Source organism: Bradyrhizobium sp. 137, assembly GCF_023074095.1.
In the GTDB taxonomy this organism is placed as follows: Bacteria; Pseudomonadota; Alphaproteobacteria; order Rhizobiales; family Xanthobacteraceae; genus Bradyrhizobium.
In genome coordinates, this window is the sequence record NZ_JADPKU010000042.1 from 213,469 (window position 1) to 226,658 (window position 13,190).

Annotated in this window: 13 protein-coding genes; 5 read left to right on the plus strand and 8 right to left on the minus strand. The window is 62.7% G+C overall.

Features of this window, described 5'->3' with window-relative positions:
- Window positions 1-5: 5 nt before the first annotated feature.
- The 4 genes from IVA78_RS08835 to IVA78_RS08850 form a co-directional block, all read right to left on the minus strand.
- On the minus strand, window positions 6-3,164 hold the full coding sequence (locus IVA78_RS08835; protein WP_247277127.1) for a CusA/CzcA family heavy metal efflux RND transporter: 3,159 nt from the start codon (window positions 3,162-3,164) through the stop codon (window positions 6-8).
- The gene (locus IVA78_RS08840) at window positions 3,161-4,600 is read right to left on the minus strand and encodes an efflux RND transporter periplasmic adaptor subunit (protein WP_247277128.1); all 1,440 of its coding nucleotides are present in this window, start codon (window positions 4,598-4,600) and stop codon (window positions 3,161-3,163) included. The genes IVA78_RS08835 and IVA78_RS08840 overlap by 4 nt, the downstream gene beginning before the upstream one ends.
- A complete protein-coding gene (locus IVA78_RS08845; protein ID WP_247277129.1) occupies window positions 4,597-4,995 on the minus strand; it encodes a FixH family protein in 399 nt (132 codons plus the stop codon). The genes IVA78_RS08840 and IVA78_RS08845 overlap by 4 nt, the downstream gene beginning before the upstream one ends.
- Before the next feature lie 132 nt (window positions 4,996-5,127).
- The gene (locus tag IVA78_RS08850) at window positions 5,128-5,502 is read right to left on the minus strand and encodes a hypothetical protein (RefSeq protein WP_247277130.1); all 375 of its coding nucleotides are present in this window, start codon (window positions 5,500-5,502) and stop codon (window positions 5,128-5,130) included.
- 192 nt (window positions 5,503-5,694) lie between these two features.
- Here IVA78_RS08850 and IVA78_RS08855 point away from each other — a divergent pair, with 192 nt between their 5' ends.
- Window positions 5,695-6,099 (plus strand): hypothetical protein, encoded by a 405-nt coding sequence (locus tag IVA78_RS08855; protein WP_247277131.1) that lies wholly within the window; start codon window positions 5,695-5,697, stop codon window positions 6,097-6,099.
- Window positions 6,100-6,109: 10 nt separating this feature from the next.
- Window positions 6,110-7,003 carry a hypothetical protein gene (locus IVA78_RS08860; RefSeq protein ID WP_247277132.1) on the plus strand — a complete coding sequence of 298 codons (894 nt, stop codon included), beginning with the start codon at window positions 6,110-6,112 and terminating at the stop codon, window positions 7,001-7,003.
- A 63-nt stretch (window positions 7,004-7,066) separates the two neighbouring features.
- Here IVA78_RS08860 and pepT read toward each other — a convergent pair whose 3' ends face one another.
- The 3 genes from pepT to IVA78_RS08875 all read right to left on the minus strand — a co-directional run bounded on the left by pepT (window position 7,067) and on the right by IVA78_RS08875 (window position 9,571).
- The gene (gene pepT, locus IVA78_RS08865; RefSeq protein ID WP_247277133.1) at window positions 7,067-8,317 is read right to left on the minus strand and encodes a peptidase T; all 1,251 of its coding nucleotides are present in this window, start codon (window positions 8,315-8,317) and stop codon (window positions 7,067-7,069) included.
- A 104-nt stretch (window positions 8,318-8,421) separates the two neighbouring features.
- A complete protein-coding gene (locus tag IVA78_RS08870; protein WP_247277134.1) occupies window positions 8,422-8,721 on the minus strand; it encodes an HU family DNA-binding protein in 300 nt (99 codons plus the stop codon).
- Between the two features lie 478 nt (window positions 8,722-9,199).
- Window positions 9,200-9,571: a cupin domain-containing protein gene (locus IVA78_RS08875; protein WP_247277135.1), complete on the minus strand. Its 372-nt coding sequence runs from the start codon at window positions 9,569-9,571 to the stop codon at window positions 9,200-9,202.
- 395 nt (window positions 9,572-9,966) lie between these two features.
- Between IVA78_RS08875 and IVA78_RS08880 the strand changes: the two genes are divergently transcribed.
- The 3 genes from IVA78_RS08880 (at window position 9,967) to IVA78_RS08890 (ending at window position 12,467) form a co-directional block, all read left to right on the plus strand.
- The gene (locus IVA78_RS08880) at window positions 9,967-10,356 is read left to right on the plus strand and encodes a helix-turn-helix domain-containing protein (protein ID WP_247277136.1); all 390 of its coding nucleotides are present in this window, start codon (window positions 9,967-9,969) and stop codon (window positions 10,354-10,356) included.
- Entirely contained in the window at window positions 10,337-11,488 is a 1,152-nt protein-coding gene (locus tag IVA78_RS08885) for a hypothetical protein (protein ID WP_247277137.1), read from the plus strand. The genes IVA78_RS08880 and IVA78_RS08885 overlap by 20 nt, the downstream gene beginning before the upstream one ends.
- Window positions 11,489-11,759: 271 nt before the next feature.
- Complete coding sequence (locus tag IVA78_RS08890) at window positions 11,760-12,467, plus strand: hypothetical protein (protein WP_247465015.1); 708 nt, start codon at window positions 11,760-11,762, stop codon at window positions 12,465-12,467.
- A 7-nt stretch (window positions 12,468-12,474) separates the two neighbouring features.
- Here the strand turns inward: IVA78_RS08890 and IVA78_RS08895 are convergent, their stop codons facing one another.
- On the minus strand, window positions 12,475-12,870 hold the full coding sequence (locus IVA78_RS08895) for a response regulator (protein WP_247277139.1): 396 nt from the start codon (window positions 12,868-12,870) through the stop codon (window positions 12,475-12,477).
- Window positions 12,871-13,190: the final 320 nt, after the last annotated feature.

Here is a 13,190-nt window from a genome sequence, read left to right on the forward strand (position 1 = left end):
CGGCTTCATTCAGCGGCCTCCGCAATGTGGACAGGCATGACGGCGTCCCCGGCCGAATCCAGTCCAAGACCCTTCACCAGGGCGAAGATCGCGGGGATCACGATCAGCGTCAGCAGGGCGGACGAGATCATGCCGCCGATCATGGGCACGGCGATGCGCTGCATGATCTCCGAGCCGGTGCCGGTGCTCCACATGATCGGCAGCAGGCCGGCCATGATCGCGACCACCGTCATCATCTTCGGGCGGACGCGCTCAACGGCGCCCTCCATGATGGCGGCGTAGAGATCCGCGCGCGTCAGCATGCGGTCCGCGAGCGCGCAGCGCGCTTTGGTCGCCGCGAGCGCGTGGTTGAGATAGATCAGCATTACGACGCCGGTTTCGGCTGCCACGCCCGCCAGCGCGATGAAGCCGACGGCGACCGCGACCGATAGGTTGAAGCCGAGCCACCACATCAGCCAGAGGCCGCCGACCAGGGCGAAGGGCAGCGAGAGCATGACGATCATGGTGTCGGTGACCGAGCGGAAGTTGAGATAGAGCAGCAGGAAGATGATCAGCAGCGTCACCGGCACCACGATCTTGAGCCGCGCGGTGGCGCGTTCGAGATATTCGTACTGCCCGCTCCAAACCAGATAATAGCCGGGCGGGAATTCGATGCTTGCCTGCACGGCGTGCCGGGCATCGGCGACATAGCCGCCGAGATCGCGGTCGCGAATGTCGACGTAAATATAGGTCGCAAGCTGGCCGTTTTCGGTTCGGATCGAGGTCGGCCCGCGTGCCGGCGTTACGCTCGCGACCTCACCGAGAGGGACGGCGCCGCCTGATGGCATCGGCACCAGGATGTCGCTGCTGATCGCCTTCGGATTGTCGCGCAGGTCGCGCGGGTAGCGCATATTGACCGTGAAGCGCTGACGCCCCTCCACCGTCGTCGTCACGGTCTGGCCCCCGAGTGCGGTCGCGATCGTGTCCTGCACGTCCTGCACCATGATGCCGTAGCGCGACAGCGCCTCGCGGTTCGGCGTGATCTCGAGGTAGTAACCACCGAGGCCGCGCTCGGCATAGGCCGACGAGGTGCCGGGGACCGCCTTGAGCACCTGCTCGACCTGCTTTGCAAGCTTGTCGATGCCGGCGAGATCGGTGCCGATGACCTTGACGCCGACGGGCGTTCGGATGCCGGTCGAGAGCATGTCGATGCGGGCCTTGATCGGCATGGTCCAGGCGTTGGAGACGCCAGGAAACTGCAAGGCCTTGTCCATCTCGGCGACCAGACTGTCGACAGTCACGCCCGCGCGCCACTCAGCCTTCGGCTTCAGGTTGACGATGGTCTCGAACATTTCCGGTGGGGCAGGGTCGGTTGCAGTCGCCGCGCGCCCAGCCTTGCCGTAGACCGAGGCAACCTCTGGAAACGAGCGGATGATGCGGTCCTGTATCTGCATCAGCTCGGTGGCCTTGGTCACGGAAATGCCGGGTAGCGTCGTCGGCATGTAGAGCAGGGTGCCTTCGTTGAGGTTGGGCATGAACTCGGTACCGAGCCGCCCGGCCGGCCAGACCGACACCGCGAGCACGCCGAGCGCGAGCAGGATCACGGGGATCTTGGCGCGCAGCACACCTGAGATCACCGGGCGGTAAATCCAGATCAGGAAGCGGTTGATCGGATTCTTGTGCTCCGGAATGATCTTGCCGCGGACGAAGATCACCATCAGCGCCGGGACCAATGTCACCGAGAGCAGCGCCGCCGCGGCCATCGCAAAGGTCTTGGTGAAGGCGAGCGGGCTGAACAGCCGTCCCTCTTGCGATTCCAGCGTGAAGATCGGCATGAACGACACGGTGATGATCAGGAGACTGAAGAACAGGGCGGGCCCGACTTCCACCGCAGCGTCGATCAGGATCGCGAGCCGCGAGCGCCCGGGCTCGGCGCGTTCGAGATGCTTGTGGGCGTTCTCGATCATGACGATGGCGGCATCGATCATGGCACCGATTGCGATCGCAATTCCGCCGAGACTCATGATGTTGGAGCCGATCCCGAGCAGTTTCATGGCACCAAAAGCCATCAGAACGCCCACGGGAAGCATCAGGACCGCGACCAGTGCGCTGCGGACATGCAACAGGAACACGATGCAGACGAGGGCGACGACGATGCTCTCCTCGATCAGCGTATGCCTCAGCGTATCGATCGCGGCGTAGATCAGGTTCGAGCGGTCGTAGACCGGAACGATCTCGACCGATTTCGGCAGGCTGGTTGCGATCTCCCTGAAGCGCTTCTTGACGTTCTCGATCACGTCGAGCGCGTTCACGCCAAAACGCTGGAGCACGATGCCGCTCGCAACCTCGCCCTCGCCATTGAACTCGGCGATGCCGCGCCGCTCGTCGGGACCGAGCTCGACGCGGGCGACGTCGCGGAGCTTGACCGGTGTGCCGTTGTCGGCCTTCAGCACGATGTCGCCGAGATCCTCGATGCCCCTAAGATAGCCCTTGCCCCGGATGACATATTCGAACTCGGACAGCTCGACGGTGCGGCCGCCGACATCGGCATTGCTGGCGCGGATCGCCTCGCGCATCTTCTGCATGGTGATGCCGAGGTCGCGCATGCGCTGCGGATCGAGGATGACGTTGTACTGCTTGACGAAGCCGCCGACGCCGGCGACCTCCGCGACGCCTTCGGCCCTGGCCAGGGCGAATTTCAGGTTCCAGTCCTGGATGGTCCTGGTCTCCGCGAGGTTCAGCTCTTTCGACATCACGGCGTATTGGTAGACCCAGCCGACGCCGGTAGCGTCCGGGCCGACCGTCGGCGCCACGCCGGCCGGCAGCCGCGATGCCGCCCCGTTGAGGAATTCGAGCACGCGCGAGCGCGCCCAGTAGATGTCGGTGCCGTCCTCGAAGATGACATAGACGAAGGAGACGCCGAAAAAGGAGAATCCGCGCACCACCTTCGATTTCGGCACCGTCAGCATCGCCGTGGCGAGGGGATAGGTGACCTGGTCCTCGATCACCTGCGGCGCCTGTCCCTGATATTCGGTGTAGACGATGACCTGGGTGTCGGAGAGATCGGGAATGGCGTCGAGCGGCAGATGAACGAGGGCATAGAGGCCCGCGGCGGCGGCAAAGCCAGCGCCGAACAGCACCAGCAGCAGGTTGCGTGCCGACCATGCGATGAGGCGCGCGATCATGGCCTGGCTCCCATCGCCTTGTCGCCGGCTTGCGCCGTGCCGGCTTCGGTGAAGCCTTTCAGCGCGGCCTTCAGATTGCTCTCGGCATCGATCAGGAAGTTGGCGGAGGTGACGACGGCGTCGCCCTCGGCAAGGCCGTCGCGGATTTCGACATAGCCGTCGCCGCGCCGTCCGGGCTTGACCTCGCGCGGCTCGAATCGGCCCTGGCCCTTGTCGACCAGCACGGCCTGTCGGCTGCCGGTGTCCAGCAGCGCGCTCTCGGCGACGCTGAGCACCGGCACCGGTGTGCCGGTGTCGATCTCGGCGTCGACATACATGTCGGGAAGCAAAGCGAGATCGGCATTCGCCAGCTCAATTCGCACTCGCGCCGTGCGCGTCTCCTTGTTCACCTGCGGATAGATCACGCTGATCAGGCCCTTGAAGTCCCGCCCGGGATGGCTGCGGGCCCGCACCGTCACGGGCTGGCCGACCGCGACATTGCCGAGATCGCGTTCGGCCACATCGACGGTCGCCCAGACCTGCGAGATGTCGGCGATGCGGAACAGCACGTCCCCGGGCTGGGCACGCATGCCCTCGATGGCGTTGCGCTGAAGCACGATGCCATCGCGCGGCGACGACCACTGAATGGTGATCGGCAGGGCGTGGCTCTTCTCCATTTCGACGATGACGGGTTCGGGGACGTCGAGATTGATCAGGCGCTGCCGGGAGCCGCGGCCATAGGGCTCGATGCCCCCCGTCGTCTTCGAGGTGATCGTCGCGAGATATTCGGCGGCTGCCGACGCGACGGCGGAGCTGTAGATCTCCATCAGCGGCTGGCCTTTGGTGACGCGGCTGCCCGTGGTGACGTCGGCCACCTTCTGCACAAAACTGTCAGCGCGCATCGCGACCACCGAGACCCGGCGTTCATCGAGCTGGATCGTGCCGGGCGCGCGCAGCAGCATTCTGATCCGGCGCAGTTCGGCCGGTTCGGATTTGACGCCGCTACGCTGAATCTTGCCGGGCGACAGTTTCACCGAACCGTCGTCGCTGTCCTCGCCTTCGTAGACGGGAATGTAATCCATCCCCATCGAGTCCTTCTTCGGCACCAGCGAGGTGTCTGGCAGGCCCATCGGGTTGCGGTAATATTTGATCTTGCGATCGCCCTTGGCGTCAGCCGTTACGACCCTGGGCGATTCGTCCGGCTCGTCGAAGCTGATGTCCTCGTTCGCCCGCACGGCGCGATAGTCGCGGCCGTCGGCCGTCTTCTTCGGGGTGAGCGAGTAGAACGGCCTGCCGTCCGGATCCCGGAAATAGATCGGTGCGCCCGTGTCCGCCTGCGCGGCGAAGGTCAGCGAGCTTGACCCCGACTGAGGCTGCATGGCGCGGCCGCCAATCAGCGCGACAGCGGCCGCCGCGAAAATCGCAGCGGCACTGCCTGTAACGGCGAGGCGGGTCATTTCTCGGCCGTGACGACGAGCTTGTTTTCGACCGTGCCAGTCTCGCCCTGCACCTTGGCGCCCAGTGAGAGCTGCCAGCGTCCGGCCATGCTGAAATTGGCCTTGAAGCGATAGGTCCCGGGTTCGGTGCCCGGCAGCGGCGTGAGCTTGGTGACCATCTCCTGCATGCCGTCAGGCGCCATGTCGAGCCGAGTGGCGAAGATCACCGCATCGGGTATCGCCTTGCCGCTGGTCTTGTCGACCAGCCGCACGGTTACGATGCGATCGGCCCCCGTCTTGATGGTCGGTTGAACTAGTTGGAATTCGTAGTTCTTGATCTCGGCCTGAGCGCTCCCCGTGAGCACAGCACCGATCAGCGCGGCCAGAGCGGTGCGCGCGAGCTTGGTCGTCGTCATGATTTATAGTTCCTCGATGGGTCTGATGGAGCCGCCGGAGCTGCACGCGGCGAGCCGGGATGCAGCCAATCGGCAGGCAATGGCGTGCGCGCCGATGTCGGCGCGCACGATCATCAGGCGCGTCAGCGCCAATCAGGCCCGGGTTCGAGGAGGATGGTCGGGTGGCTTGGCGGCGAGCCCGTCGCGCAGGCGGTCATTGCGCGGCGCGAGCGCGCTCCTCTGCGGCTGCCGCTCGATCATCGTGCTCGCTCCGAACGGAGCGGAGAGCGACAGGCTCAGCATGCACAATGCGACGAACGGACAGGAACCGCAGGCCTTGCTCTTGGTCTGATCCGGGCAGCAGGGCATGTCTTCGGACATGCCTTGCGTGTCGTCTGACATTGCGGGCATGCTGGCAACAGCACCGGATACCGGCATGGCGGATGCAGGCGTCGCCAGCGGCGCGAGCAGGAGCCCGGCTGCCACCAGCAGCATCACCACAGCGTTGGCGAACGGTCTCACGGACATGCCTCATTGTCGCACGGCGGAGCGGAACCTGCAAACCGGCCGGGCATCACGACTTGGCCATTCGTTTGCGTGCCTTGTGCAAAGGAGCCTCCGGCAATCGGGCGTTAACCAGCGCGGAGGCCCCGTTACCGCGACGAGATCGTTCGGCAGATCGCAAGAAGTCGCGGCTCGACCGTGATGGTGGAAACGGGGATGGCCTTTTCCCGGAATGCGCATTTGCCTGATACAGCCAGGCTGTTCTGCGGTCCACGCGGCGCTCCCGATCCGGAAGGTTCCGCCGACCGCATTTCATCATCTGCCCTCGGCGTCGTTAACCCAGCAAGAGACCTCAAAGCCGGCCCTAAGCGCAAAGGCCCCAGCCCGGGACTGACCGGCTGGGGCCTCATGTGCTCACAATCTTCATCCTTGGGACTCGCGCAGACAATGCGCATCTCGCCGATCCGTTCCATGGCAGATGACAAATTTGGAACGTTCCTCATTCCTTGTGATTACCGAGCAGAGGTATCTGAGGAGGAAGGGACCATGGACGGACTGATTTATCTCATCGGCTTGATCGTCGTGATCATGGCGATCCTGTCGTTCTTCGGCCTGCGCTGAGAGAACGGCGATGGCTATTGAAACTCTCATACGGGAAGACGTCATGGAGGGCGGCGTGGCTACAGCCGACGAACGCCGGACCATCCAATGGAGCTCGGTACTTGCAGGCTCTCTCGCCGCCAGCGCAATGTCGTTCATCCTGATCGGCTTTGGCGTCGCGGTCGGCCTGGGTGTCAGCTCGGCCTCGCCGACATGGCGGGATGCCTCAGCGGCCCTTGCGTTGCTGTCCGGCTTGTATCTGATCATCCAGGCGATCGTCAGTTTTGGCTTTGGCGGTTACATCGCCGGCCGGACCGCGCGACCGGCGCCGGCACTTGCAACGATCGAGGATGATGGCGAGCGGCGGGACGGGCTGCATGGCCTGACGTCGTGGGCTCTCGCGGTGCTTCTCGGCGCCGCGCTGCTCGCGCTGCTCGGTGCAGCTGCGATCGACCGTTCGCCGATGCGCAGCTCGGCCAGCAACACTTCGGCCGCCGAACCGCTGTTGAGCTATGAGCTCGACAAGCTGTTCCGCGCGCCGCGGCGCCCGCCCAACACCGATCTGCGGGAACCCCGCGCCGAAGCGGGACGCATCCTGATGACGTCATCGAGCCACAGCGGTGTCAGCACCGACGATCGAAACTATCTCGTGCAGCAGGTGGCCGCGCTGACGGGTCTCGCGGCGCCCGACGCCGAACGACGAGTCGATGCTTCGATCGCGGATGCCAGGACAGCCATCAACCGCGCGCGGCGCAACTCGATCATCGTTGCGTTCTCGGTTGCGGCCGCGACCCTGATCGGGGCCGCAGTGGCCTGGGCGGCGGCCGCCGCCGGCGGCCGACATCGCGATGGAGAACCGCTGCCGAGCTGGATGGCGAGTGCCAACCGGTTCCATCGCAATCCGCGCGCGATGCCGGTGCCCTGATCCCAAAGCAAATGGCCGGGCATAAGCCCGGCCATTTCCGCATGCACAACCCGATAAGGGGCGCTAGGCCCGTTCTTCCCAGATCATCGCGAGATGCACGATGGTCTGCACCGCCTTCTCCATGTCCTGCCGGCTGACCCATTCGAGCCGCGAATGAAACGCGTGCTCGCCGGCGAAGATGTTGGGGCAGGGCAGGCCCATGAAGGACAGGCGCGAGCCGTCGGTGCCGCCGCGGATCGCGGTGCGCATCGGGCGCAAACCGGCGCGGCGGATCGCTTCGATGGCGTATTCGAGGACGTGGGGGTGACGGTCGATCACCTGCTTCATGTTGCGGTACTGCTCGCGCACCTCGAATTTGTAGGTCGAGCGCGGATAGTCCTTCATCACGTCCTTGACGATGTTCTCGAGCAGGACCTCCTTCTCCTTCAGCCCATCCTCGTTGAAGTCGCGGACGATGAAGGAGAGCGTCGCCTGTTCCAGCGCGCCCTCGATGCCGACCGGGTGCAGAAAGCCCTGCTTGCCTGAGGTCGTCTCCGGCGAGCAGCCTTCCTTGGGCAGCCGCTCGACGATGGCGGCGGCGATCTTGATCGCGTGCTCCATCTTGCCCTTGGCATAGCCGGGATGGGCGCTGACGCCGTTGATGGTGATGGTAGCCCCATCGGCCGAGAAAGTCTCGTCCTCGACGCAGCCGGCGCTCTCGCCGTCCATGGTGTAGCCGAAATCGGCGCCGAGCTTCTTCAGATCGACATTGTCGACGCCGCGGCCGATCTCTTCATCCGGCGTGAACAGGATCTTGATGGTGCCGTGCTTCACATCGGGATTGTTGATGAAGAAATGCGCGGCATCCATGATTTCGGCGACGCCGGCCTTGTTGTCGGCGCCTAACAACGTGGTGCCGTCGGTCGTGATGATGTCGTTGCCGATCTGGTTCTTCAGCGCAGGGTGCTCGGCGAAGCGGATCACTTGGCTGGTGTCGCCGGGCAGCACGATGTCGCCGCCGCGATAGTTCTTCACCACCTGCGGCTTGACATCCTTGCCGGTGACGTCGGGCGAGGTGTCCATGTGCGAGCAGAAACAGATCACCGGCACCTTCTTAGGTGTGTTGGCCGGGATCGTTGCATAGACATAGCCGAACTCGTCGAGATGCGCGTCCGCAACGCCCATGGCTTTGAGCTCGGCGGCGAGCACGCGGCCGAGCTCCTTCTGCTTCTCGGTCGAAGGCGAGGCCGCCGATTCCGGATCGGACTGGGTGTCGATGGTGACGTAGCGCAGGAAGCGCTCGGTCACGGTATGCGAAAAGGTGAGGGGGGACATTTCTGCTCAAACCGCCGGGTCAGGGGGAAGCTGGCGGTATACCAGAAAAGCGGGCTGCGTTGCGGACAGAACGATGTTGGGTCGGGCGTCACGAAGCGTAATTGCTAGATCGCCTCTTTCAGTTCCTTGACGGGGCGGAACGCGACCTTCCTGCTGGCCTTGATGTGGATCGGCTCGCCAGTGGCGGGATTGCGGCCGGTGCGGGCGGCGCGCTTGCGGACCTGGAGAATGCCGAGGCCGACGATCCGGACGCGGTCGCCCTTCTTCAGGTGCTTGGTGATCAGGTCGACCATGTTGGTCAGGACGGCCTCGGCGCGCTTTTTCGACAGGTCCTGGCTTTCCGCGATGTCAGCAGCGAGGTGCTTGAGCGTAATAGTGGCGGGAGCGGCTGCCTTCTTCGCCATGTCTAACCTCCTCGTTCTGGCCGGTGGCTCGGGGACACCCCTGGACCCCGCAAGTTCCTGGAGGCGTAGACGATTCGGGCGCGGCCTGACTATGCCGGCTCGAATGTCGTCCATGGCTTGCCGCAGACGCGACAGCGTCGAGAAGTTCAGGCTAAGACTATGAAGGAATTGCCAAAATGGCGCGAGAGACGGGGCTCGAACCCGCGACCTCCGGCGTGACAGGCCGGCTAAAAGGCTCCTGCCTTCAATCAGAGTTTCAACTTTCGTGGAACAAAAACGAGCCTGAAACTGGCCGAAGTTGAAACCTCGGCCGGAGTCGTCTTGAGGAGCCTGCTGCGCCGAACACAACCACACAACCGGAGAATTCACCTTTAGGTTGTTAACAGAACAAAAGAAGGCTGTAAGCACGGCTGGGCTCGAAGCCGAGGCACGCAAAGCACGCGGTCGCTTTGATACATCAGAGCCGCAGGCGGAGCGACTATTGAGCCGGCTCCATCATCGGCTTGCCCTTATCAATGATGTGGACGGTTAGCATCTTCAGGGTCTTATCGCCCGCAATCTTGAAGCCCGCATGAGGGACGTCGCGAGCGTTGATTACTGCCGCGCCAGTTGGAAACTGAATCTCCTTGCCATCGGGGAGCGCCAGTGTCGCGCCATCGAGCACGTAAACCGCCTCTTCACCGTGGTGGGTGTGGCGCGCGAGATTATTCCCTGGCGGCACGTCCACAACGCTGACGATGACTTCCATGTTGGTGCCGGTTAGATCGGCACGCTTCAATTCCTGGCGGTTGGTTTGGGCTTGGGCGGCAAAGGTGAGCACGAAAAAAAGAATGGCAGTCAGGCGGAGCATGTCACTCTCCCAAAAATGAGCGCCGTCTAGCGCTTCTCAAAAATGGCCAGTTCAGTACTGTGGCAACGCAAAAACCGTTTAAAGAGCCGCCCGCAGGCCAAACCTGGGATGGATGCGTTTAGCCGGACCGCGGACGGGCATTGAAAGGGTATGCTCGCCCAGGTCGAGGGCAATTCACGAGCCGGTGATGACCCCTTGCCAGACCTCCACTTGGTCGCCAACGAGAGCGCCGCGACCGCGCAAGTCCTGGCATTAATCTTCCGGCGGCCCTTTACCGCCGCCGCGCTCGCCTCCTATCTCCCCCAGCTTTTTCGGGCGGCCCGCTTTAGTGCCTGCCCAGCAGAGCCGCACTATTCAACAGTAACAACAATTGGGGGCCTTCATGGGCGATGTCCATGACGCTTGATCAGGTTCGGTCAGCGATGCCGTCTGGCGAGAAAGAGTGCGACCTGTACTGCAACCACAACGCCGATGTGTGGAGGACTGTACGTTGCGGTTCTGGAGGCCGGGTCGCTCATTATATTGCAAAGGCGACGCTGGCATTCGGCCATTGTGCAATCAGCCATAATGACCTGGCTGCCGCATCATTCTGTGGCCGTCGCACGATCGGCAAAGCCGTTCGAGAGCTTATCGAGAAGGGCTTTATTTCATACGAGGGGCGCACCGCGACCGGCGAGCCCATCTACAAGGCGATCTGGGGGCGTGCCGAGGCATGCGCAGCGCGATACGATTTCGTGGCTCCCGAGGATTCTCTGGAGCCAACGAATGCCCAAGAAGCAGCGTGATTTCGCGCCAACCTACTGGGTGCGCTCCAATCTTCGTGACGACATAAACGGAGATTCGAGGGTCACTCACACAGCAACTCGTTTCTTCGAGAAATTGCTTGCCTCCTACAGCTGGAAGAACGGCTATGCGGAGTGTGCTGACACGTTTATAGATCGTGACATCCCGATTTCCCTGGCCTCAATCAAGCGCGCTCGCAAACTGCTGTGCACGCTTGAACGAATTTGGATTATACGGCGCGGCGGTCGAAGGGGTGTAGTCAATCTGCCGACGCGCTATGGCATCGCGCTCTATTACCGAGGTTCAGATCGCTTCCGTGAACTCAGCGGCGGCGAGCACGCGGTGGACTTTCGCACCAGCACGGTCACCATGCCGAACGACTATCATTTGGCCGGCCGGCTAGCAGGTCCGCCCCAAGGGGCAAATGACGACCTTCCCAAGGTATCAAAAGTGCGCTCCCAAGGTATCAAAAGCGCACACCCAAGGTGTCATGGTGACCCCCAAACCCATCCTCTTACAGAGGATAATATAGGCGCCCCTAAAGGAGCGCGCCCTGTTGAGGGCGCGCAGGGTGGCGCCAAGAAAGAGGAAAGTGCGGCGCGCTGGCATGCCTCTGAGGGAGGTCGGTTTGCGAAGTGGCGCATCGTCCACGCTGAATATGTCGGCAAGAAGGGCGCAGACGATGACGAGAAAGACGTCTTGCTTGCCCACCTTCGGAGCGCACGTGGTGCCAAGTTTACATTGCGCTGCCATATCGACAGCGACGAATACGCAAGCCTTGACGATGCTTTAGGCGTGGATGGCGAACCTGAGAGGTTGGCAAACCAAGAAGTGATGATGTCAACCGGAAATGCTGCAAAGACTTTCCGTAGATCTGCACCACTCCCATGGTGCGAGGTGACAATCCTGTCTGGTGAGTCTGATGAAGACGGTAGCGCACGTGTTCGGGTGGAGTTTCACGACAATCACGGGGGCGAGTCGACGATGAACCTGTCAGCAGAAGCAGCAGCGGCGCTTGCGGCCGAATGCGGCGGGGAAGATCGGTCAGTCGGATCTCGCGTCCGGTACCGGATCATGCCGGACGATTCATACGAGTGGAGGCTTGTCGTCGCGGCCAGCCGAACGGCGGCCTGACCGGGGGGCCATCCTGATCCCTTTCGCAAGCCGCCCCGCTTACCGGCCGCCCACTCGCGCGCTAAATCCCGCAGATATCGAGGAAAATTTTCACCGGTGACGCGAACTGAAAACCTGCGGCGTCGCGTCCGCAAGTGCACATACCGGTAGGAGGCGTGGTGGGCTGAGAGTGTCAATCCACCCCCGTTCAGCATTCGATCCGGCGGCAACAGCCGGACGAAACCAAGAGCCGATAACGGCCAAGCAATATGCACTGTTACGTCGAGACCTTATGAAACACGCAAACGATAACGGCCCCATTCAGGCCGACGACTTCACCGACCTTGCAGCCCGCCGTGCCTGGCTGGAGACTGCACCAGCTACGCACGCTGCACACCGTGAGCAGTTCCCCTGCGCAACGTGGGCGAAGCGGGAGAAAGACGAGGTCACGTTCATGGGCCTCAGACTATGGCGCGCCTTGAACGAGCCGCCGCGCCTTGCCGCCAATGATAACGATGCGCCGGACGAGGAGGGTGCGGATGCCGGCGGGCAGCCCGTACTGCTCAACATGGATAGAGAGCTGGTCGACGTCAGCGCCAAGCAGCTCAAATACGCGGCGGAGCATGGCATGGTTCGCTGGCAGGGCGCCAAGCTCGTGAAGGTCTGGAGCGGACGCAAATGGGTTAGCCCGGACGCCAAGTTCGGCAAGGTGCGCACGCGCAAAATCGAGAAAGCCGACACCGAGCATTTTGACGCCGAAATGCCCGACGCTCAGACGGAGTTGGCTCGGGCGCAGGATACTGAGAGGTTGCGCAGCCGGCTGGGGCACAAGGTGTGCACTGTGCTGGATATGGCCTCAGGCGACAGCACGCTTGCGGAGATAGGCGAGTATCTGGGCTTTGCTGGCCAATACGCGCAGCGATCGGCCTCCAAGGAAGTGCGGGCGGCTGTCGCTGCGCTGAACGTGGCCATGGCTGAGGGTGAGCGCGCCGCAGCTTGACGGGGCCTTACTCTGCCGGGGGAATGGGGGTTGCATTCAGCAGATTGGAAATGGCTGTAACCAACTGCGCCGGCGCAAATGGTTTGGCGAGGAGAAGGCTATTTGGAACGCCGTGTATCGGCCATTTGTCGGCGCTAGCGCCTGACATGTAGACGACGGGGAAATTAGGGTCGATGGCTCTTGCACATCTTGCTACCTCCCAGCCGTCCACGGTGCCGGCGAGGTTGATATCCGTGACTAGCGCGCGATATTTGCTGTTGGTCCCCTGCAGCAGTGTAACCGCTTCCTCACCCGTGGCTGCGACCTCCGCTTCATAGCCGCCGTCAACAAGAGCGTCTTCAACAAGCGCCCAAATTAGCTGCTCGTCTTCCACGACCAGAATGGCAAGCGATAGCTCTGACACAGACGCGCTCCCCGACAGCCCTCAACATGACGCGCAGCAAGTAGAAAAGTTCCAATGCGCAAAAGTGAACTTAGGCCATTTTTGGCCACTGTGGTCGGCGCGGGTCCGCATCTAGACCTCCGGGGGAAGAGACGTGGGCCGGCAATGGGAAACACCACCTCAAATTTCCAATGGTTGAGTGCTAGCGTCCCATTCCGACCGGACGTGTACGCTCGCAATCGCTCCAAGCTCTATAGTCCTTATAGGCAGAGTTTCTGCCCTTACGTGACGTGCACCACTGTGCCGGTTTCGGCCGGCGTCCTTTTTTCCGGCCTAGAGCC